The organism is Acidimicrobiales bacterium (assembly GCA_040219515.1).
In the GTDB taxonomy this organism is placed as follows: domain Bacteria; phylum Actinomycetota; class Acidimicrobiia; order Acidimicrobiales; family Aldehydirespiratoraceae; genus JAJRXC01.
Map to the genome: position 1 here is coordinate 189,908 of JAVJSI010000018.1, position 20,504 is coordinate 210,411.

General features: G+C 67.3%; 17 protein-coding genes. 2 read left to right on the plus strand and 15 right to left on the minus strand.

The genetic code is table 11. The features are described 5' to 3' along the window. Genes RIB98_19165 through ndhC form a run of 5 tightly spaced genes read right to left on the minus strand, consistent with a single transcriptional unit; the run spans nt 1 to nt 3,748 of the window. On the minus strand, nt 1–1,035 hold the full coding sequence (locus RIB98_19165; GenBank protein MEQ8843102.1) for a complex I subunit 1 family protein: 1,035 nt from the start codon (nt 1,033–1,035) through the stop codon (nt 1–3). After that, entirely contained in the window at nt 1,032–2,204 is a 1,173-nt protein-coding gene (locus RIB98_19170; GenBank protein MEQ8843103.1) for an NADH-quinone oxidoreductase subunit D 1, read from the minus strand. The genes RIB98_19165 and RIB98_19170 overlap by 4 nt, the downstream gene beginning before the upstream one ends. Beyond that, nucleotides 2,201–2,896: an NADH-quinone oxidoreductase subunit C gene (locus RIB98_19175; protein ID MEQ8843104.1), complete on the minus strand. Its 696-nt coding sequence runs from the start codon at nt 2,894–2,896 to the stop codon at nt 2,201–2,203. The genes RIB98_19170 and RIB98_19175 overlap by 4 nt, the downstream gene beginning before the upstream one ends. Next, nucleotides 2,883–3,383, minus strand: a complete 501-nt coding sequence (locus RIB98_19180) for an NADH-quinone oxidoreductase subunit B family protein (GenBank protein ID MEQ8843105.1) — start codon at nt 3,381–3,383, stop codon at nt 2,883–2,885. Before RIB98_19180 ends, RIB98_19175 begins: the two co-directional genes overlap by 14 nt. Next, complete coding sequence (gene ndhC, locus RIB98_19185) at nt 3,383–3,748, minus strand: NADH-quinone oxidoreductase subunit A (protein MEQ8843106.1); 366 nt, start codon at nt 3,746–3,748, stop codon at nt 3,383–3,385. The genes RIB98_19180 and ndhC overlap by 1 nt, the downstream gene beginning before the upstream one ends. Before the next feature lie 181 nt (nt 3,749–3,929). Here ndhC and RIB98_19190 point away from each other — a divergent pair, with 181 nt between their 5' ends. Continuing rightward, a complete protein-coding gene (locus RIB98_19190) occupies nt 3,930–4,931 on the plus strand; it encodes a TylF/MycF/NovP-related O-methyltransferase (protein MEQ8843107.1) in 1,002 nt (333 codons plus the stop codon). Here RIB98_19190 and RIB98_19195 read toward each other — a convergent pair. After that, a complete protein-coding gene (locus RIB98_19195) occupies nt 4,919–6,601 on the minus strand; it encodes an S-layer homology domain-containing protein (protein MEQ8843108.1) in 1,683 nt (560 codons plus the stop codon). The two genes, RIB98_19190 and RIB98_19195, sit on opposite strands and share 13 nt — an antisense overlap. A 107-nt stretch (nt 6,602–6,708) precedes the next feature. After that, entirely contained in the window at nt 6,709–8,478 is a 1,770-nt protein-coding gene (locus tag RIB98_19200) for a tetratricopeptide repeat protein (protein MEQ8843109.1), read from the minus strand. A 125-nt stretch (nt 8,479–8,603) separates the two neighbouring features. Between RIB98_19200 and RIB98_19205 the strand changes: the two genes are divergently transcribed. Next, a complete protein-coding gene (locus RIB98_19205; protein MEQ8843110.1) occupies nt 8,604–9,677 on the plus strand; it encodes a hypothetical protein in 1,074 nt (357 codons plus the stop codon). Nucleotides 9,678–9,681: 4 nt separating this feature from the next. Here the strand turns inward: RIB98_19205 and RIB98_19210 are convergent, their stop codons facing one another. The 8 genes from RIB98_19210 to nuoL form a co-directional block, all read right to left on the minus strand. After that, nucleotides 9,682–10,563: a bacterial transcriptional activator domain-containing protein gene (locus RIB98_19210; GenBank protein ID MEQ8843111.1), complete on the minus strand. Its 882-nt coding sequence runs from the start codon at nt 10,561–10,563 to the stop codon at nt 9,682–9,684. Between the two features lie 184 nt (nt 10,564–10,747). Further along, the gene (locus tag RIB98_19215) at nt 10,748–11,878 is read right to left on the minus strand and encodes a hypothetical protein (protein ID MEQ8843112.1); all 1,131 of its coding nucleotides are present in this window, start codon (nt 11,876–11,878) and stop codon (nt 10,748–10,750) included. Between the two features lie 75 nt (nt 11,879–11,953). Continuing rightward, nucleotides 11,954–13,192, minus strand: a complete 1,239-nt coding sequence (locus tag RIB98_19220) for an MFS transporter (protein MEQ8843113.1) — start codon at nt 13,190–13,192, stop codon at nt 11,954–11,956. A gap of 61 nt (nt 13,193–13,253) precedes the next feature. Next, on the minus strand, nt 13,254–14,336 hold the full coding sequence (locus RIB98_19225; GenBank protein MEQ8843114.1) for an aminoglycoside phosphotransferase family protein: 1,083 nt from the start codon (nt 14,334–14,336) through the stop codon (nt 13,254–13,256). Nucleotides 14,337–14,391: 55 nt separating this feature from the next. Then, nucleotides 14,392–14,859, minus strand: coding sequence for a hypothetical protein (locus RIB98_19230; protein MEQ8843115.1), 468 nt, complete (start codon nt 14,857–14,859; stop codon nt 14,392–14,394). A gap of 3 nt (nt 14,860–14,862) precedes the next feature. Beyond that, nucleotides 14,863–16,554: an NADH-quinone oxidoreductase subunit N gene (locus RIB98_19235; GenBank protein ID MEQ8843116.1), complete on the minus strand. Its 1,692-nt coding sequence runs from the start codon at nt 16,552–16,554 to the stop codon at nt 14,863–14,865. Further along, on the minus strand, nt 16,551–18,185 hold the full coding sequence (locus RIB98_19240; protein ID MEQ8843117.1) for an NADH-quinone oxidoreductase subunit M: 1,635 nt from the start codon (nt 18,183–18,185) through the stop codon (nt 16,551–16,553). The genes RIB98_19235 and RIB98_19240 overlap by 4 nt, the downstream gene beginning before the upstream one ends. Continuing rightward, a complete protein-coding gene (nuoL, locus tag RIB98_19245; GenBank protein MEQ8843118.1) occupies nt 18,185–20,503 on the minus strand; it encodes an NADH-quinone oxidoreductase subunit L in 2,319 nt (772 codons plus the stop codon). The genes RIB98_19240 and nuoL overlap by 1 nt, the downstream gene beginning before the upstream one ends. Nucleotide 20,504 lies beyond the last annotated feature (1 nt).

The window sequence follows — 20,504 nt, forward strand, 5'->3', positions numbered from 1 at the left end:
TCAGATCCAGACCTTGAGGATGGCCGTCACCACGATGTTGGCGAGAGCGAGCGGAATGAGGAACTTCCAGGCGAGGCGCTGCAACTGATCCTCGCGGAAGCGGGGGAAGGTGAAGCGCACCCAGAAGACGATGAACGTGAGGACGACGATCTTGCCGATGAGCAGCAGCGGGCCCAGCAGGTTCCAGACGTTGTCGTCGAACTCGAGTCCCGGAATGGGGGCCCACCAGCCGCCGAGGAACAACACTGCAGCAACTGCGGCGAAGACGCCGGCGGTGGCGAATTCGCCGATGAAGAAGAGCAGGAAGCGCATGCCCGAGTACTCGGTCATGTAGCCCGATACGAGCTCGGACTCGGCGATCGGCATGTCGAACGGCGCCTGTGTGAGCTCGGCCTGCATGGCGATCATGAAGATCAGGAAGGCGACGCCCTGGGTGAGGATGTAGGGGTTGCCGATGCCGCCCCACCCGAAGATCTCACCCTCGGCCTGGGCGGCGACGATGCCCTGCATGTTCATCGTGCCCGCCTGGATGACCACGCCGACCACGGCGAGGATCAGCGGGAGTTCGTAGGCGATGAGCTGACCGGTCGCCCGTAGGCCACCCATGAGCGAGTACTTGTTGGCCGAACCCCAACCGGCCATGAGGATGCCGATGACCGACACCGACGAGACGGCCATCGCGAGGTAGATGCCGAGGTCGTTGGAGATGAACCAGGCGTCGGGGCCGGCGGGCACCACGACGACCAGGAGGAACGTGCTGGAGAGGATGACGAACGGCGCGGCCGCGAAGACGAACTTGTCGGCCTTGCGCGGGAAGATGTCTTCCTTCTGGAGGTGCTTGCCGACCTCGGCGAGCAGCTGGAGCGAACCGAACGGGCCCGCTTCCATCGGGCCGAGGCGGCTCTGCATGAACGACACCATCTTGAACAGGTGCAGGTACACGAGCGTGCCGGCCACGAGCAGGACCCCGGCGAGGCCGCCGACGACGCGCAGGCTGGTCTGCTGCCAGTAGGACAGTTCTGCGAGCAGGCTCACCGGTCGATGTCTCCGAGAATGAAGTAGAGCGACGCGAGGATCGTGATGATGTCGGGCACGTAGACGCCCTTGAGCAACCACGGGGTGATCGACATGTTGTTGAACGACGCCGAGCGGATCTTGACCCGATACGGGACGAGGTCGCCCTTGGAGATGACGTAGTAGCCCATCACGCCGAGCGGGTTCTCGGTCTCGACGAAGGCCTCGCCGGCGGGCACCTTGATGATGCGCGGCACCTTGGCCATGACCGGACCCGCCGGAATCGTGTCGAGGAGTTGATCGACGATCTTGGTGGCCTCGCGCGTCTCCTGGAGGCGCACCCAGCAGCGGCTGAACGAGTCGCCGTCGGGGTGGGTCCAGACCTTCCAGTCGACCTGGTCGTAGACGAGGCCGCAGGGCTGGTCGCGCCGGACGTCCCAGTCGACGCCCGAACCCCGGATGTTGGCGCCCGAAAGGCCGTATTGCAGCCCGATGTCGGCCGGGATGACCCCGATGCCACGGGTGCGGGCCTCGAAGATCTCGTTGCCGAAGACCAGCGTCTCGATCTCGTCGCAGAAGCGCCGCATCTTCTTCATGACCAGCTTGGTCTCGGCGACCCAGCCGGCCGGCAGGTCGTCCTTGAGACCACCGATGCGGTCGAAGTTCGGGTGGAACCGGCCGCCGGTGACGGCCTCGATCTGGTTGAGGATGTGCTCGCGGTCGCGGAAAGCGAAGAAGGCGGGAGTGACGGCACCGACCTGCACCGCGACATCACCGAGGAACAGCACCACATTGGCGATGCGGCTCATCTCGAAGAGGATCGTGCGGATCCACTGGGCCCGGGGCGGCGCCTCGACCTCCATCAACTGCTCGGCCGCGAGGATGAACGGCACTTCGTTGGCGAAGCTGCCCAGCCAGTCGATGCGGTTGATGAGCGTGGTCACCTGCGGATAGGTGCGCACCTCCGTGAGCTTCTCGTAGCCACGGTGCATGTAGCCCATGACCGGATCGGCCGCGATGACCTGCTCGCCGTCGAGCTTGGCGACGATGCGGAGCGTGCCGTGGGTGGCCGGGTGCTGCGGGCCGATGTTGAGGGTCATCCCCTCGGTCTCGAGTTCGAGATTGACACGTGCGTCGGCGGCCTGCGCCGCGATGTAGTTCAGCTGCTGACGATCGGTGACGTCGGTCATGAGTCGCTGCTTTCGCCGTCGTCTTCATCGTCGTCGTCGCCGGGCATGGCCTCGACGTCGACGATGCCGGGCCAGGGCTTCACGCGGCGGGCGAGCAGCGGATAGTCCTTGCGCATCGGATTGCCCTCGAACTCACCGGGCAGGTAGATGTGGCGCAGTCCGGGGTGTTCGGCGAAGGTGATGCCGAACATCTCCCAGGCCTCACGCTCGTGCCAGTTGGCGCCGGCGTAGGTGCCGACCCACGTTGGCACGGTGAGCGAGTCGTCGGGCACGTCGGCCTTGATGGTGATGCCCCGGTGCTTCACGACGTCGTTGACGCGAGCGAACACCTGGAAGCGGGTCTCGCCGCCCGCGAGCCCCCAGGTCATCTCCTCGGGCTCTTTCGGCTCAGTACCGTCGAGAGCAATGTCCACCTGGGAGTCCATGTCACGCCCGAAGGGCGAGGGCTTCCAGTCGATGGCGCTGAGGAAGTTGAAGTAGCCGAAGCCCATGCCGGTCTTCAGGAACGCAGCGGTGGTGGCCCACGCGTCGGCCGTCACCCGGATGGTGAGGTCGATGCCGGGCTCGAGATGGCTACCGACGAGGGCACCGCCGAGCTCGCCGGTGAGCTGCTCGAGCATCGCCTCGCGAGTCGTGTCGGGCGCCGGGACCTCTTCGACCGCTTCCTCGGTGGGGGTGTCAGTCGACGACAATTGCCTCACCCTTCCAACGCGCGGCCATGTCCTCGTTCTGGATGCGCTCCTGGAGCAGCACGATGCCTTCGAGCAGGGCTTCGGGACGGGGCGGGCAGCCCGGCACATAGACATCGACGGGAATGATCTGATCGACGCCCTTGGTGACCGAGTAGGAGTCCCAGTAGGGGCCACCGCAGTTGGCGCACGAACCCATCGAGATGACGTACTTCGGTTCGGGCATCTGTTCGTAGAGACGCTTGATCGCCGGCGCCATCTTGTCGGTGACCGTGCCCGAGATGACCACCAGGTCGGCCTGGCGGGGGCTGGCCGGCAGTGGGATCACCCCGAGGCGCATCACGTCGTAGCGGGGCGATGCGAAGGCCGCACCCATCTCGATGGCGCAGCAGGCCAGGCCCCACTGGTAGACCCACAGGCTGTACTTGCGGCTCATGTTGAGCAGCGTCGTGAGGCTCTTCGGGACCTTGCCGGATTCAACGAGACCCATCAGACCCACCTGAGCATTCCCTTGCGCCAGGCGTAGACCAGCCCGAGCAGCAAGATGTAGACGAAGATCGCCATTTCGATGAGGCCGAACAGCCCGTAGGCCTCGAGGCGAGTGGCCCACGGGAAGATGAACACCGCTTCGACGTCGAACATGACGAAGAGCAGGGCGAAGATGTAGTAGCGGATGTTGGACTGCGACCACATGTCGCCGGTCGGGTCGACACCCGACTCGTAGGTCTCGAGCTTCTGCTCAGTGGGATTCGAGGGTCGCAGAACAGCGCCGAGGCCGAGGAACACCCCAACCAGCGCAACGCCTACGAGACCAAAGATCCCGACAGTGAGATAACTACGGAGAAAATCCGACACGAAGGGAAAGCCTAGCGATCGTGTTTCGGGCAGAACAAAGCCGGGGAAAGATCCGTTCCCGGCGGCCAGAACCTACCGTCAAACGGGGGACCTCGTCGGGATCGGGCCGAAGTCGATTCGGATGCATCGGCCGGACCGCAGGGAAATGCTGCGGCGGTTCGACCCGGAGTAGGTTCATGCGATGTTCGCGCGACTCCGAAATCGTCTGACCCGGCACAAGAAGCCGGGTGCGCGCTCGATCCGCTGGTTCCATCGGGTCAACGACCTCCTGGCGATTCCCCAGCTCACCTACGCTCTCCTGCACGACCGCGCCACCGGAGGCCACTACCCGCTGAGCTGGCGGAAACGGTTCCGCCTGGTCGTGCGGATGTACCGCAACACCGGCCGGATCGAGACCGGCACCAGCTTCCGGGCCCACGTGGCGATGGCGTCGAAGATCCTCGCGACTCCGCCCCGCGTGGAGGGTTGCCTGGTCGAGTGCGGCGCGTGGAAGGGCGGCACCAGCACGAACCTCTCGCTCATCGCCCACATCGTCGACCGCAAGCTCGTCGTCTACGACTCGTTCGAGGGACTGCCGGAACCGGCCGAGGGCGACCGATGGGCGGGGGCGCTCGGCACCGGTGCATTCCACGGCGCGCTCGAAGAGGTCCGGGACAACATCGAGACCCACGGTGAGATCGACGTCTGCGAGTTCCGCAAGGGCTGGTTCAGCGACACACTCCCCCACCATCGCGAACCCGTCGTGTTCGCATACCTCGACGTGGACTACCAGGACTCGCTCCACGACTGCGTGCTGCACCTCTGGCCGTGTCTGACGTCGCGCGGGTGGGTGTTCATCGACGAATACCTCCGGCTCGACTTCTGTGCGCTCTTCTTCTCCGAGCAGTGGTGGGCCCGCAACTTCGACCGACCCCCGCCGGGCCTGCTCGGCGCCGGAACCGGAGTGGGTGTCGGTCAGTTGTTCGCCGGACCCATGCGGGGGAACGCTCCCCAGCAGCGGCCGCTGAGCGCGGCCGCCACCCGCAAGGACTTCTATGCGCTCTGGGATTTCGTTCCCGAGGGACAACCGGACTGGCCGGTCAGCTACGACCCCACCGACTGGACCACGACGACCCGCACGATCGCGGAGATCGAGCGTGGCCATCTGGACCGGATCTTCGGGCCCGACGCTCAGCCCGGGTAGGTCCAGTCCGAGTCGGTGGCCATGCGGTAGAGGAACGCCGCCATCTGGCCACGGGTCACCACGTCGTTCGGCGAATAGGTACTCGCCGAGGTGCCGGTGGTGATGCCCTGGTCCTTGAGCCATGCCACCGCATCGCGGTAGAACGCGTTCGCGGGCACGTCGCTGAAGCCATGGCCGGGGTTGTCGTCCGGCGAACCGGCCAGGCGATGCAGGAACGCCGCCATCTGACCACGGGTCACCACGTCGTTCGGCGAGTAGGTGCTGGCGGTGGTGCCGGTGGTGATGCCTTCGGCCTTCAGCCACGCCACCGCATCGGCGTAGAAGGTGCCGCCGGGCACGTCGCTGAAGCCATGGGCCGGACTGCCGCCGGGGGTGCCGGCCAGGCGATGCAGGAACGCCGCCATCTGACCACGGGTCACCACGTCGTCCGGTGAATAGGTCGTCGGCGACGTTCCCGTGGTGATGCCCTCGGCCTTCAAGAACGCGACGCCCTCGCTGTAGAAGGCGCCGGGGGGCACGTCGGTGAAGCCCGCCGTGCCACTCCCGCCGCCGGATCCGCCGCCCGTGCTCGAACCGTTGAATCGCGCCAGACTGACCGTGTTGTAGCCGCTGTCGGTCGACGACGTGACGACGCCGCCGTCGCTGGTCGCACTGACGTGACCTTCCACCGCGGACGCCAACGGCTTGGACCAGCTCTCGAGGGAGCCGGTGCTCGTGAAGCCGCGCAGTGCGGGGCTCGCCCCGCTGGTCGCGGTTGTGAAGGCCACGATGCTGCCGTCGTTCTCGACATCGATGTCGCCGATGTCGAGCGGCACCGAGGTGTTGGCCCACATGTTGATGCCGAGGAAGCTGAACCGGCCCAGGTATGCGTCACCGCCCGCGACCACGTCACCGGACGTCGGCGCGATCGCCACTGACAGCGAGGTCACGCCGGGAACCCTGGTTTCCGAGCTCATCGTGCCGGCGAGCGAGGCGCTCGAGAGCAGACCGCCGGTCGGTCCGACCGCCGTGAAGTAGGCGGCGCCGTACTCCTGGGAGTACGCCATGTCCTCGATGATGTCCCCCGGCGCGCCGTACGCATAGCGCCACTGTTCGTTGCCGGCGCTGTCGAACCGCAACAGCGCCGGTTGGTCCGAGAAGCTGACGAAGGCGCCGAGGAAGACGGACCCGTCGGTGGCCGCCGCCACGCCGAGGCCGGCGTCGTCGTTGTTCGTGCCGTTCTGTCCGATCTGCTCGGCCCACAGGACTGCGCCGGTCGAGGAGAGCTTGGCCACGAATGCGTCGAAGTCGGTGCCACCGGTGCGGCCACCGATGTCACCGCGGGTTCGTCCGGCCACGACGACGCTGCCGTCGGGGGCCACGTCGACTGCACTGATGTAGTCCGCCGCTCCTTCGTCGCCGACGAGGGTCTTCCACACTTCGTTGCCGCTGGCGTCGAGCTTGCGCACGACACCATCGGTCTCGCTGCCCGACTGGTTCCAGCCGGCCAGGACGACCGAACCGTCGGGCCCGGTGGCCGAGTCGAAGTAGCGGACCGAACCACCGCTGCCGACGGAGGCGGTCCAACCGGGTGTCGGTTCCGCCGCGCCGGCAGGTGACGTCGCGAGGGCGGTCGCCGCCATCGTCATGGCCACCGCAGCTGCGAAGCCGCGGCCGAGAAGCTTGCTCATCGTCATCCTCGAGTTGCTCGTGTGCGTACGGGCTGTCACTAGCGAACTCGCGCCAACGAATCACCAACAACGGAACAACAACGGCGAGTTCTTTTCCGCGGAGCTCGTCAGGCGTCGGTTCGCCAGGCCACCCCGTCGACGGGCTGGTACGAGCACCGGCGTCCGGTCTCGAGACTCGCGGTGAGGTGGGCCCCAAGGCCCGGCGACTGCTCACTGATCGTCGAGACTGCACGGCGAATCGCCGTCGTCACGCGCACCCGCGCCTTCTCGATCTCTCTCGACGTCGATGCGGCGTGGGTCGCCCCGGCCAACTCCTTCAGGAGAAACTCGCGCTCCTCGTCGAGCCGACGGGTCCGAGACGACATCGCGTCGAGCTGATCGAGACGCCGGCGGTAGACCGTTCGCGCTTCGGCGTCGATCGCCGACTCGACCACCGAGGCCCGCGGGAGGGCCGGATCGACTCGCTCGTCGAGGTCGAGGACGTCGATCGATTCACCGGGATGGCGCAGCAACCGGCAGAGGTGGCGAATGCCCACACCGTCGCGCACGTCCGTTCGGCCGCTGGAGTGCGTCAGCGTCCACACACCGCCCTCGAGCCGGGCGACCGGTCCGCCGTGACCGTCGAGGCGAACGCGATCGGCCAGCGACCGGGCCTCGTCCGCACGGACTCCGAAGCCGAAGCGTCGAAGCGCCGGTTCGGCCTGCTCCGCGTCGGCCAGCGCACCGACGGGGTCGACTCGTTCACGGCAGGTCGCACGGTCGAGGCGGGCCAGCACCGTCCAGGGCCCCGGCCCGCGTGTGGAGAGGACGAAGTCGAACCACACCTCGGCCTCGTCGAGGTCGCCGGTCACCGCGGCGAGGAGGCCGGCCACCCGGCCCACCGGCCCGTAGGACGCGTAACCGGAGCCGTGTGTGCTGTCGAGCGACGCGTAGGGGCGCAGCTGCTCGAGCAGTTCTGCGGCACGCTCGTGATCGTCCAGGTTCACCGCAATGAGCCCGAGCAGATGCATGGACACGAGCCAGTTGAGGTCGCGCGGGACGGGTGCGAACCGGTCACGAGCCAGGGTCTCGAAGATCCGGCGGGCCTCGTCCAGCTCGCCGATCTCCGACAGAACGAAGGCGAGGCCCACATCCCAGTTCGCCTCCACCCTGGGCGACGAGGCCCGGATGGAACGAATGGCATCGACCACGTCGGCCAGGCTCCGCCGGAGGTACATGGCGATCGCCATCGTGACCGCCACGTTCTGGAAGGAGAAGGGCGAACCGGCGAGGTCGGCGGTCGATGCGATCGCGTCCTCGTTGAGCCGCACCGCCTCGTCGAGATTGCCCTCGAGCATCTCGAGGTTCGCACGCCACAGCACCTCTCGACGACGGAACAGCTTCGAGTCGAGCCCCGCTGATTCGACGAGGAAATCATCGATGCCCCGTCGCACACCGGCGAGGTCACCGGCGTCGAACGACGCCAGCACTTGCCATTCGACGATGCGAACGCGCAGCTCCTGATCCCGAACCGAGGGACGCACGGCGTTCAGCTCCTCGAGGACCAGCCCCCGCTCGGTCGGGTCCGGCGGGCCCCAGTTCGCGTACAGGCCGCCCAATGCCGCGGTGGCGATCAGGTCTGCGTCCGCGGACTCGCGTGCGACCTCGATTGCGTGGGCGATGTCGTCCTGGCGATGCCGGGCCGACACCGCCCACGAGTCGTCCGTCTCGCCGAGCGCAGGGGCCCAGTACCGGGCGAGCGCCCGACCGACGAGAGCGGCGACGCGCTCCCCCGCACCCTTGGCCGATGCCACTCGACGAGTCGCTCGGTCGATCATCGCCCGGTCGGCCGACGGCAGCGTCTCGACGATCTCCCAGGGAAGCCGGTCCGGCGTCATCCATCCTCACTGCGCATTGTTGTCCTGGGTGAACCGGGCGGGCGGCCGACGTCACCGGTCATCACACCTAGTGAATAGCACGGGCGACTCGTCGTAGGGCCATCGCCGACCGTACGCTCGCGTCGATGAGCGCCGAGCATGACCTGATCGAGCGCGGCATACCCGACCTCACCGATTCGGCCCGCCTCGGGCCGGTGGTCGCGGCGGAGGTCGACTTTCTCGCCGGCCGCCACGCATCGTGGATCGAAGAGGGCGAATCGATGGTCCGCGCTCGGGCCTGTGTCCTCGCCGGCGACGAGGCATCGGCCACGTCGCTGCTCGAGGCGGCGGATCTCACCGCCTGCACCGGTCAAGAACTCACGGCTGCGGCCTGGTCCGTGTCCCGCATCGGGTCGCGGCCCATGGCCGAAGCGCTGCTGGAGGCGCTCCGCGCACAACCGTCGTTCCTCGTCGAGGGTGACGTCCCGCTCGGCCCCCGAGCGCTCGCGACCGGACCGCTCCTCGCCTCGACGGGCGATCTCCACGCAGCTGCCGACGTCCTGCGCGAAGCGGTCGTCGCCGGCGACGCCCGCGCTCCCCTGTGGGGCGCGCTGGCCCGGGCGGAACTCGCGCGGGTCATGCTGTGCGCCGAGGTCGTCGGCGACCCTGCGCCGACCGGCGCGGGTCAAACCGTCGACCAGCTCATCACGGCGGCCGGCCTGTTCTTTCGAGCAGGCGGTTACCGGGCTCTTCTGGCCCGCACCGCCGACCTGACGCATCCCGACGGCGGCGTCACCGTGCCCCTCGGAGCCCCGATGGTCGGGCGCCTCCGGCCGGGCCCGACGTGGCAGGTGGGGTTCGGGGTCATGGGTGATGTGACGCTGCGCGCGTCGAAGGGCCTCGGATCGATCCGTCACCTCGTCAGCCATCCCGGGCAACCGGTTCCCGCCGCCGAACTCGACCGATTGGCCCGCGGGGGCGAACCGGACGAGTCGCTCGGACGAGAGACGATCGGCGACGACGCGAGCGTCGCCGAGATCAGAGATCGGCTCTTCGACGAATCGGTGCGGTCGCGGGTCGGCAAGCTGATCGCCCGCACCATCTCACGGCTCGAGGACGACCACCCGCTGCTGGGCCGTCATCTGCACACGACCGTGCGCACGGGGCACCGCTGCCGCTACGACCCGCCGGCCGATCGCCGGGTGATCTGGATCGACTGACTCGTCAGGGATCGACTCGACGGCGTCGACGACGACCCCGCACCCGACAGTGTCGAACAACTGGATCGTGGAGGCATCGGCCCCGCGACGGTGTGGCCGTCGCCGGAGCCGCGACGAGACGAGGCACACCCCCGTCGGCCGTGACGTCGATCGGTGTGCCGAGCTTCAACGCCCGGCCCACGTCGATCATGGACGCGCTCGGCTCCACGCCGAACTGCCCGCGGAGCCGATCCACGTACTCTCGATGGGCGGCGAGCGCTTCGCTCGGTCGTCCGGCCCGTTGGAGGGCGACGAACAGCAACTCCCACGCCCGGTCGCGATACGGGTCGTCCTCGACCTCGGCGCGCAGTTCGGTGATGCACTGCTCGTAGTCGCGCAACTGGATGCGTCCGGTGGCCAGAAGGTCGGCCGCCCGTGCTCGTTCCTGCGCGAGCCGGGCCCGCTCGATCTCCGCCGTGTGACTGTCGGTGAGGTCGACGTAGGGCGTCCCCCGCCAGAGATCGAGGGCGCCGGCCAACGAGTCGACGGAGGCCCGCGTCAGCGGCGCCGACCGGACCCGGACCAGTGTGCCTTCGAACTGCGCGACATCAGTGGGCCGACCGAGGAGGTACCGGGCGTGCTCACACACGATCAGGTCGTCACCGTGCAATCGACGCAGGCGCGTCATCTGGTTCTGCAGCGAGGACCGGGCGCTGTTCGGTGGGCGCCCGCCCCAGACGCCGTCGGCCAACTCGTCGATGTCGGCCCCCCGCTGACCGGCCAGCGCCAGAGCCGCGATCAGCGCTCGCTGTCGCTGCGTTGCGGACTGCGCGCCGATCGTGGCCGGGCCGAGCACCCGCACGCCGGGACCTCGGCCGTCTCCCACCAACTGATCGCCAACCTGCATCGATCCACTCCTCCCCGTCTTGTTGGTGAGATGTGACATCGGGGCCCGGTACGGGACATTTTCGGTATTCGATCGCGCGTCGAGCGAGATTCGCATCGCCGGTTGGCAGCTCGTTGGCAGCGGCGAAACGTGCCGGCCACGGTCGCCCTGAGTTGGGACGGGGGTCTGACCCCGGTGTCCCAACTCAGTCGGCGACGGCGGTGGGGGACGTCCAGCCGAACGGGATGTAGAGGCCGGCGGCCAGGTTCTCGTGCATGCCGTAGCCGATCCTGCCGTCGTTGGTCTCGTGGCGACAGAGCGTCTCGTTGAGCAGGGCGATGTCGAGCCGTTCGGTGGGTGCGCCGATCGGCGTGTCGACGCCTTCGACCTTGAGGTCGGCTCCCTGCCAGACCCCGTGACCCCAGTACCCGTCGTACATGTAGCCCGACCCGGCCTTGAGATAGACGGTGCGCAGTGGTGTCGTCGTGATCCGCAGGTCAGAGGCGCCGTCGCCGCTGAACCAGACCTCGGCCTTCTCGACCTCACGCGTGCCCGGGAAGTAGGTGATGTCGATCTCGGGGCGGCCGAGATGCTCGGGCTCGCGCTCGTCGCCGAGGTTGTAGAGCTTCACCGCCTCTTCGAGGAGTCGCCGGCCGGCATGGTCGTTGTCGATCGTGATCTTGACCATGTGGTCGTCGAACTGGATGGGCAACCAGTTGTGGAAGAACCCCATCGACATGTCGGGATGGATCTTGGCACCGATCCCCTTGGGCTCCGGCTCGCCGATGCCGTGACGGACGCCCCAGCTGTGGTCGCGGGCTCCCATCCAACGGTCGGGCGTGATGTCGTAGCGAGTGCCATCGATCTCGAGCCAGCCCTCGTAGGAGCCCACGTGGGCGAGACGGAAGGTGTCCTGGGTCTGGCGTTGCCCGACATGGGTGATCGATTTCGGCTCGGCCAGCGCCTCGGTCATCGCGGTGAACGTGACGTCGAGCGAGAGGCCCCACTCGTTCTCGTCGCAGGTCAGCCGCAGCTGACGCAGCCCTTCGATCACCTCGATCTTCAAGGGACCGACGCTCGTGTCCATCCGATCCGAACCGAGTTCGCGCGAGGCTCGCACGGTCACCTGATGGTCGCCGTGCGACACCGTGACGAACGCGTCGGTCACGCCCATGTTGGGGTACTGCCCCATGCCGAACACCATGAACAGCGAGTCGTCCGACCCGTGCATGTTGAAGTAGTAGCGATCGTAGAAGTGACGATCGCTCGTGAAAACCGTGTCGATCGGCTCGGGAAACTGATGGATGAGGAAGTCGTCACCGGGGCTGAGAGGCATGCCCGCAGTCTGGCCGTTCCCCCCTCCCCCGGTCCAACCGTTGCATCTGGGGTCAGACCCCCGTTGCGGTTGGGATCAGTGTGCGATCACAGGGGCGGGCGGGTCGATGGCCCGGTGGCCACCGCCCAGAACGAAGACGAGCGTCACCGCCGCAGCGATCACCCCCGTCGCCATGAGGGCGATCTCGATAGAGGCGACCTCGGCGACGACGCCCTGCACGATGACCGCCACCGGCGAGACCATGCCGAACCACATCAACCAGAGCGACATCACCCGGCCGCGATACGCGTCCTCGGCGTGGGCCTGCATGGCGGCGACCACCGTCGAGACGGCAGGAGTGAACGCCACACCGGTCAGGAACAGCACCACCACACCCATCCAGAGTGCGGGCACCATCCCGAGCAGCGTGACGAACGCCGACATGACGAACAGCGCCGTGATGACGACCTGGCGATGAGGGAAGTGCTGTTCGATGAACACGAGCACCACCGCGCCGATCAACGCACCGAAGCCGAACGACGACGCGAGAACGCCGAACTCACCCTCACCGGTGTCGAAGCCGTCGGTGGCGATGACGGCGATCAGCCAGGTCAGCGGCGCCAGCAGCAAGCCGACGATGCCGCCGGCGAGCAGACAGGCGCGGATCCCCGGCGACCTGAAGGCGTAGCGCATGCCGGACCTGATGATCTGCACGAAGCTCTCGCCGGTCCCGGAGGCCACCGGGCGGGCCGGGATCAGAAAGAGCGCCCCGACCATCACAAGGAAGCTGATGGCATTGATCCAGAACACCCAGACTGCTCCTACCGCGGCGATGAGTGCGCCGGCCAACAGCGGTCCGATGGCTCGTGACGTGTTCCACTGGCTGGAGTTCAGCGAGATCGCGTTGCGCAGATGCTGCGGCGGCACGAGCTCGGTGACGATGGCCTGTTGCACGGGTGAGCCCAGCGACGCCACGAAGCCGCCGAGGAGGGAGAGGGCGAACAACAACCAGTACGGGTCGTCGAGCCGCCACACCACGACGGCCACGAGCACCGCGAACACCGCTTGGAGGGCCAACGACATCGCCAGCAGATCGCGGCGGCGCATGCGATCGGCGAGTCCTCCACCGATCGGACCGGCGACCGCCAGGGGAAGCAGGCCGGCGACGGCAACGAGCGTCACCCGCCACGCGCTGTCGGTCGTTTCCTTGACGACCCACCCCAGCGCGGTGAGCGACGCAAGCGAGCCCACGTTCGACACGATGCTGGCGAGCCAGAAGATCCGGTAGTCGCGATAGCCGAGGGCAACGATCGGGGCGGGGGCGGTCGAGGTCATGTCGGCGGGCAGTGTTTCGCCTCCTGCCCTCCGCGTCCAAATGCAACGCCCGAATGCGACGCTATTCGGGGACTCGGTCGAGGACGTTCCAGCGGGAGGCGCAGGCGAACATGCCCGCGGTCATCTTCTCGAAGCGGCGACGGGAGCGGTCCTCGGGGGGCGCGCCGGCGGTGATCACCCCGTTGAGCGTGGATGCCGCCGAGGTGCAGTGGAACTGCAGACTCGCCGCAGCGTCGTCGAGCAACTCGTCGCGTGACCACTCGGGTCCACCGGCCGCCGCGAGCGCAGCCCGGTAGGTGTCGAGCAGTGCACCTTCCTCCGCCACCGATTCCTCGGTCGCGCCCAGGCCCAGGAACCAGGCGAGGTCGCCGCCCGGGAAGCTCATCATCGGCGTCTGCCAGTCGAAGACCACCGGGCCGTCCGGGCTGAAATAGATGTTGTCGAACTCGTAGTCACCATGGATGAAGGTCCACGGACGCTCGGCCACTCGCTCGAGCCACGTCTCGGTGTCGTTGACCCACGTGCGTTCGAAGAAGTCGAGGATCTCGACGGGCGCGAGGTCGGGGCGGGCCTGGCGAATGGCGGCCCAGTGCTCCTGGATGATCGGGATGCCGAGCCGCAACGAGGGCAGGGTCCAGTCGATGGCCCAGTCGAGGTCGCCGTAGCTCGAACTCTCCCAGAACTGACCGTGCATGGTGCCGAGCTGGGCGACGAGGGTGGCGAACATCTCGATGTCGGGACCCACCAGGATGTCGCCGGGAGTACCGTCGAGCTTCTCGATGAGCAGGACGCTCCGACCCGTCGCCTCGTCGTACTCGTTGACGTAGGCGCGCGGCACCCGCATCGGCACCTGATCGGCGAGGTCGCGGTAGAACCCGCTCTCACGCTGGTAGGCGTTCATCACCGCGTTGTACATCCGAGCCATGTCGTCGTCGAGCGGGCACTTGCCGATGAACTGTGTCGGCAGGTCGGTGACCGACGCGTAGGTCACATCGATGATGGCCACCTCGCCCATGAGCCCGGTGAAACCGGCGAGTGGACGCACCGCCACCCCGGCGACGTCGACGTCGTGACCCGACGCGGCCAGGCGCTCGGCGACGAACGTCGGGGACAGCTCCGTCAGCGACAACGGCAGGTGACTCATGGGTTGACCTTCCTGTCGAACGACGGCAACGGTAACGCACCCGGAGTGCGCGGGGTCAGGGGCCGGCGAACGGGACGACGCGACGGGCCACCCAGGCCGCGGTGCCACTCAGGAGGGCCGCCGGCCCGGAGAAGCGCAGGATCGTCGGAAAGCGGGTGAAGAAGTGGCGCACTCCCCCGCTCGAGTCCGAGAACAGGATGTCGAGCGCGGCCAAGAGGGCGACGAGGCAGACGATCGTGCTCACTCCGACCACGGTGGACCGGAGGCGCGGCGTGACATCGACCGCCGGGGTGGTCGCCACGAGCACGGCCGCCCCCAACACGAAGAGTCCGGTGGTCGGTGTGGCGCCGGTCAGCGCGCTCCCGAGTCCGGCGCGATCGAGCTGACCGTCGATCACCCGACCGAGGATCGGCGCAACGGTGACGAGCAATGCCGCGAGGGAGAGGACGAGGGCGACCAACTCACGCGCCTCGTCCCACGCCACGGGGCCGGATCCGAGGTCGTCGGGCCCGGCGGGCGACATCGCTCAGCCGGCCAACGCGAGGATCGCGTCGTTCGCGAGCGTGTCGATGGGCCCGGGAACGAGACCGAAACCGATCGTGAGGGCCAGCGCCACGCCCACCGCGAATGCGGCGGTCGGATGCACGACGATCGGCTCCCGATCGTCGTCGGCATCGGCGCCGAGATACATCGACAGCACGATCCGCAGGTAGAGGAAGGCCGAGATGACCGCGGTGATCATGGCCACCACCGCCAGCCAGAAGGAACGAGCGTCCACGGCCGCGCCGATCACCTCGAACTTGGCGACGAACCCGGTCGTGAGCGGCACGCCGGCCTGACCGAGCAGGAAGAGCGTGAGCGCGAACGCGAGCATCGGGTTGCTGCGACCGAGACCGTTGAGATCGTCGAGGCTCGTACCGCGATCGCCGCGGCCGGACACGATCGACAGCACGCCGAACGAACCGATGGCCATGAACGCGTAGGCCGCCGCGTAGAAGACGACCGCGGCGACACCACGATCGGTGGCGGCCTGCACGCCGACGAGGATGAAGCCGGCGTGGGAGATCGACGAGTACGCGAGCATGCGCTTCGCGTCGCGCTGGACCACGGCGAGCACCGAGCCGACGACCAGCGTGGCGACGGCGAGCGCGTAGATGGCCGGCTGCCAGTCGGCGCGATAGTCGAGGAATGTGAGGTAGAAGACACGCAGGAGGGCGGCGAAACCGGCAGCCTTCACGGCCGAGGCCATGAACGCGACCACCGGCGTGGGCGCGCCCTGGTAGACGTCGGGCGTCCACGCGTGGAACGGCACCGCCGCCACCTTGAACCCGAACCCGACGAGCATCAGCGCGAAGCCGGCCAGCAGCATCGCGTTGTTGGTGATGACCACCGCGTCGAGATAGCTGCGGATCTCCACGAGGTTCAGCGAGCCGGTTGCACCGTAGACGAGCGCGATGCCGTAGAGCAGGAAGGCCGAAGAGAAGGCGCCGAGGACGAAGTACTTGAGACCGGCCTCCAGCGACTCTGACCGGCGACTGTGCATGGCGGCCATCACGTAGACGGCGATCGACAGGGTCTCCAGACCGAGGAACAGCACGATCAGGTCGTTGGCACCGGCCATGAGCAGACCACCGGCGGCCGACAACATCAACAGGACGTACATCTCCACGCCGTCGATGCCCTCTCGACGCAGATAGTTGTCGAGAAGCAGCGCAGTGAGCGCCACGGACAACGCGATCACGCCACCGACGACGAGCGCGAATCCGTCGACCCCGTACTGGGCACCGAACGCCGCGATGGGCTGACCGGCGACCCGGAACGAGTCGGTCCACAGCTCGACCGACGACACGAACGACACGAGCGCGACGCCGACGGTGAAGGCGGCGTCGAAACCGATGTCGAGTGACCGCACGAAGGCGGACGACAGCACGAGGACGGCGATCAGGCCCAGGTAGAACAGCGGCTCCCCGATGTCGTCGCGCACGCCGGCGAGGGGCACGTCGTTGCCCACGAGTCCACCGACGATCCACATGGCGAGCACCGTCACCGGACCGATCGCCGTAGTGGCGGCCACATCGAAATCGGCCGGCATCCGCTTCACGATCGAGCGGAACATGATGAGTAGAACCGCACCGACGGCCAGCGCGATCACCGGGGCGAGGCCGGCCCAGATGACCTCGGGGGTCTCGACGGGGTCAGCGATCTGGAACAGCCTCACTGATCCCCCTCCTCGGATTCGTCATCGCCGGACTCGCCGCCGTGATCCTCGTGCTCCTCGGGCACCGGCGCGATGATGTCGGCGGTCGGCTCCACGAAGTCGGTGTGCCGCTCGACGTGCTCGATGAGCGCATCGACAGCCGGCTCCATACGATCGATCACCGGCTTCGGGTAGATGCCCATGAAGACGATGCCCACGAGGAACGGCGTCATGATGAGGCCTTCCCGGAAGGTGAGGTCCTTCATGGTGGCGTTCTCGCCCTCGGCCGGTCCGTGGAAGACACGCTGGTAGGCCCACAACAGATAGAGGGCGGCGATGATGACCCCGGAGGCCGCAACGACGGCCCACCAGCGATGGGCCGCAAATGCGCCGAGGAGCGTAAGGAACTCGCCGACGAAGCCGTTGAGACCGGGCAGGCCGATCGAGGAGAGCATGACCACCATGAACACGCCGGCGAAGATCGGGGCCGGCTTCTGGAGACCGCCGAGTTCGCTGATCTGACGGGTGTGACGACGGTCGTAGATCCAGCCGACGAGGAGGAACAGCGCGCCGGTGGAGAGTCCGTGATTGACCATCTGGAGGATGCCACCCTCGAGGCCTTCGGTGTTGATCGAGAAGATGCCGATCACGATGAAGCCGAGGTGAGCGACGGACGAGTAGGCGACGAGACGTTTGAGGTCGCGTTGCATCGTGGCCGCGATGGCGCCGTAGATGATCCCGATCGTGCCGAGCGTGACCAGCATCGGTGCGAAGTGGACGGCGGCTTCGGGGAACAGATAGATGCCGAAGCGCAGGAATCCGTAGGTGCCCAGCTTGAGCATGACCGCCGCGAGGATGACCGAGCCGGCGGTGGGCGCGTTGGTGTGGGCGTCGGGTAGCCAGGTGTGGACCGGGAAGAGCGGCACCTTCACCGCGAACGCCAGCGCGAACGAGAGGAAGATCCAGCGGGCGGTGGTGGTGGCGATCGCCTGTGACTCGGCCAACTCGACCAGGTTGAAGGTGAGCACGCCGGTCTCGGCCTCGTTGAGGAAGGCCAGCGAGAGGATGCCGACCAGCATGAGGGCCGAGCCGAACATCGTGTAGATGAAGAACTTCGTCGCCGCGTAGGCCCGTTCGCCGTGGCCCCACTTGCCGATGAGGAAGTACATCGGCACGAGCACGATCTCGAAGAACACGAAGAAGGCGAACAGATCGAGCGCCAGGAACACGCCCATACACCCGGCCTCGAGCACGAGCAGCCAGCCGAAGTAGGCCTTGGGGTCGTGTTCGGCGTCGATGGCCACGATGGCGATCGGGAAGATGAACCCGGTGAGCACGACGAGCCAGAGGGAGATGCCGTCGACGCCGAGCGTCCACGAGATGCCCAGACTCTCGATCCAGGTGTGGGTGTCGACGAGCTGGAACTCGGCCGCCTGGGAGGTCTGGAAGTCGGTGAGCACCCAGAGCGCCAACGCACCGGTGGCGGCGGAGACGAGGAAGGCGACCTGCTTGAAGTGTTCGGGACGACTGTTGGGCAACAGCAGGAGGAACACCGCCCCGATGACGGGAAGGAGCACCAGCGCGGACAGCACGGGGAACGAGGCGGCGGCGACGGCCTCGGTCGCTTCGGTGGCGAGCAGTACGGCAGACATCAGAAGTTCGCCCTCGAGAGGAACCAGACGAGCAGGGCGATCGCCCCGATCGCGACCATGGCGGCATAGGACCGGACGAGACCGGACTGGAGTCGCCGGAGCTGGCCGCCGCCGTCACGAACGACGCGGCCGACGCCGTTGACCGCGCCGTCGACGAAGGTGGCGTCGAACCAGGCGACCAGATCGAAGCTCTTGCGACCCGGGCCGCCCATGAAGCTGGTGATCGACTCGTCGTAGCGCCAGCCTCGGGCCAGGATCGGCAGCTCGACCTTGGCGGCCGGGAAGCGGCCCCTCAGATAGATGGCCACCGCCGCGCCGATACCCACCAGACCGCCCATGACGGCGACGATCGCGAGGATCCACTTGACGCTGGCCGAGCTCTCGAGATGGGCCGGATGCACGAGCGTCGGCTCGAGCCAATGATCGAGGAAGTGCAGGTCGCTGGTGAACGGCAGGTTCATCACGCCGGCGACGATCGCCGCGCCGGCCAGCACGACGAGCGGCAGGGTCATCTGCCAGGGCGACTCGTGGGGGTGGTACTCACGGCGCGCTCGCACGGCGTTGGGTAGCTCGTCGTCGGTCAGGTTGCCGACGTCGGGCGCACGGAACAGATCGAAGTCGATCGAGCCGCTGCCCATCGACGAGGCGGCGACCGTGGCCACCTGCGCCTGGGCGGTGCGCACGGCGTCGCGCGCGGCCTCGACGGCGGTGGTCGCTTCCTCGAGCGCGAGGGTGGCCTTCTCGACGCCGTCCTTCGCCTTGTCGAGGTTCTTCGTCGCCTTGTCGACCGCCTTCTCGTCGGTCGGATCGGCCTCGGCCATCTCCGTCTCGCGGGTGACCAGCTTCTCTTGGGCCTTGTCGAGCTTCTCCTGGGCCTTGACCACGGCGTCCTCGGCCTCGCCGATGCTTGCTTCGGCCTCGGTTGCGGCGGCCTCGGCCGCCTCCACCTTCATCGCCGCCATGGCCTCGAGCTCTTCGCCTCGCACATCGGCGAAGCGGTAGCGGCCGAAGAAGGTCATGAACACCTGACGGCTCATGTAGAACGCGGTGAGGATGGCGGTGATGAAGCCGACGGCCCACAACGCCACGTTGTCTTCCCACGCAAAGGCGAGGATCTCGTCCTTCGACCAGAAGCCGGCAAAGGGCGGCACGCCGGCGATGGCCAGCCAGCCGATGATGAAGGTGACCGAGGTGATCGGCATCAGCTTGCGGAGCCCGCCGTAGTGCCGCATGTCCTGGTCGTTGTCCATCCCGTGGATGACCGAGCCGGAGCCGAGGAACAGGAGTGCCTTGAAGAAGGCGTGGGTGATCATGTGGAAGATGGCGGCCACATAGGCACCCGTGCCGATGGCGAGGAACATGTAGCCGAGCTGACTGACCGTCGAGTAGGCCAGCACCTTCTTGATGTCGTTCTGGGCGACGGCGATGGTGGCGGCGAACAATGCCGTCGCGGCGCCGACCCACGCGATGGTGGTGGGCGCCCAGGCGGCCGAAACGTCGATCACGCCGTTCATGCGGGTGAGCAGGTAGACGCCCGAGGTGACCATGGTGGCCGCGTGAATGAGTGCCGACACGGGGGTCGGGCCGGCCATGGCGTCGGGCAGCCACACGAACAGTGGAATCTGGGCCGACTTGCCGGCGGCGCCGACGAGGAGCAGCAGGGTGATCGCCGTCGCGGTGGTCTCGGTGAGTCCGGCGTCGGCCGCGAAGATGTCGACGTACTGGATCGAACCGATCGTCGTGAACGTGAGGAACATGGCGACCATGAAGCCCCAGTCACCGATGCGGTTGGTGACGAACGCCTTCTTGCCGGCCGAGGCGTTGGCCTCGTCGGTGAACCAGAACGAGATGAGGAAGTACGAGCACGCCCCCACGCCCTCCCACCCGAGGAAGGTGAGGAGCATGTTGTCGCCCAGCACCAACATCAGCATCGAGAAGGCGAACAGGTTCAGGTAGAGGAAGAACTTCGAGAACTTCGGGTCACCGTGCATGTACCCGATCGAGTACAGGTGGATGAGCGCACCGACGCCGGTGATGAACAACGTCATCGTGACCGACAGCGGGTCGACGAGGAAGCCGACGTCGACCTGGAAGTCGCCGGCCGGCACCCACTCGAAGAGCGTCTGGACGAACTGGCGTTCTTCCTCCTCCTTGCCGACGAGACCGAAGAAGACGACGACGGCCGAGACGAACGAGCCGCCCATCGCGAGCGTTGCGACCCATCCGGCCCGCGGCTCGCCGAGCTTCGGGCCCGCGAGGAGCAGGAAGAGGAACCCGGCGAGCGGGAAGGCAGGAATCAACCAGACTGCTTCGACCATC

What these genes read in the sequence shown, in the direction of transcription:
- RIB98_19170 (MEQ8843103.1), bottom strand. Translation starts at nt 2,204, where the DNA reads ATGACCGACGTCACCGATCGTCAGCAGCTGAACTACATCGCGGCGCAG.
- RIB98_19180 (MEQ8843105.1), bottom strand. Translation starts at nt 3,383, where the DNA reads ATGGGTCTCGTTGAATCCGGCAAGGTCCCGAAGAGCCTCACGACGCTG.
- RIB98_19190 (MEQ8843107.1), top strand. Translation starts at nt 3,930, where the DNA reads ATGTTCGCGCGACTCCGAAATCGTCTGACCCGGCACAAGAAGCCGGGT.
- RIB98_19195 (MEQ8843108.1), bottom strand. Translation starts at nt 6,601, where the DNA reads ATGAGCAAGCTTCTCGGCCGCGGCTTCGCAGCTGCGGTGGCCATGACG.
- RIB98_19200 (MEQ8843109.1), bottom strand. Translation starts at nt 8,478, where the DNA reads ATGACGCCGGACCGGCTTCCCTGGGAGATCGTCGAGACGCTGCCGTCG.
- RIB98_19205 (MEQ8843110.1), top strand. Translation starts at nt 8,604, where the DNA reads ATGAGCGCCGAGCATGACCTGATCGAGCGCGGCATACCCGACCTCACC.
- RIB98_19210 (MEQ8843111.1), bottom strand. Translation starts at nt 10,563, where the DNA reads ATGCAGGTTGGCGATCAGTTGGTGGGAGACGGCCGAGGTCCCGGCGTG.
- RIB98_19215 (MEQ8843112.1), bottom strand. Translation starts at nt 11,878, where the DNA reads ATGCCTCTCAGCCCCGGTGACGACTTCCTCATCCATCAGTTTCCCGAG.
- RIB98_19220 (MEQ8843113.1), bottom strand. Translation starts at nt 13,192, where the DNA reads ATGACCTCGACCGCCCCCGCCCCGATCGTTGCCCTCGGCTATCGCGAC.
- RIB98_19225 (MEQ8843114.1), bottom strand. Translation starts at nt 14,336, where the DNA reads ATGAGTCACCTGCCGTTGTCGCTGACGGAGCTGTCCCCGACGTTCGTC.
- RIB98_19230 (MEQ8843115.1), bottom strand. Translation starts at nt 14,859, where the DNA reads ATGTCGCCCGCCGGGCCCGACGACCTCGGATCCGGCCCCGTGGCGTGG.
- RIB98_19240 (MEQ8843117.1), bottom strand. Translation starts at nt 18,185, where the DNA reads ATGTCTGCCGTACTGCTCGCCACCGAAGCGACCGAGGCCGTCGCCGCC.
- nuoL (MEQ8843118.1), bottom strand. Translation starts at nt 20,503, where the DNA reads ATGGTCGAAGCAGTCTGGTTGATTCCTGCCTTCCCGCTCGCCGGGTTC.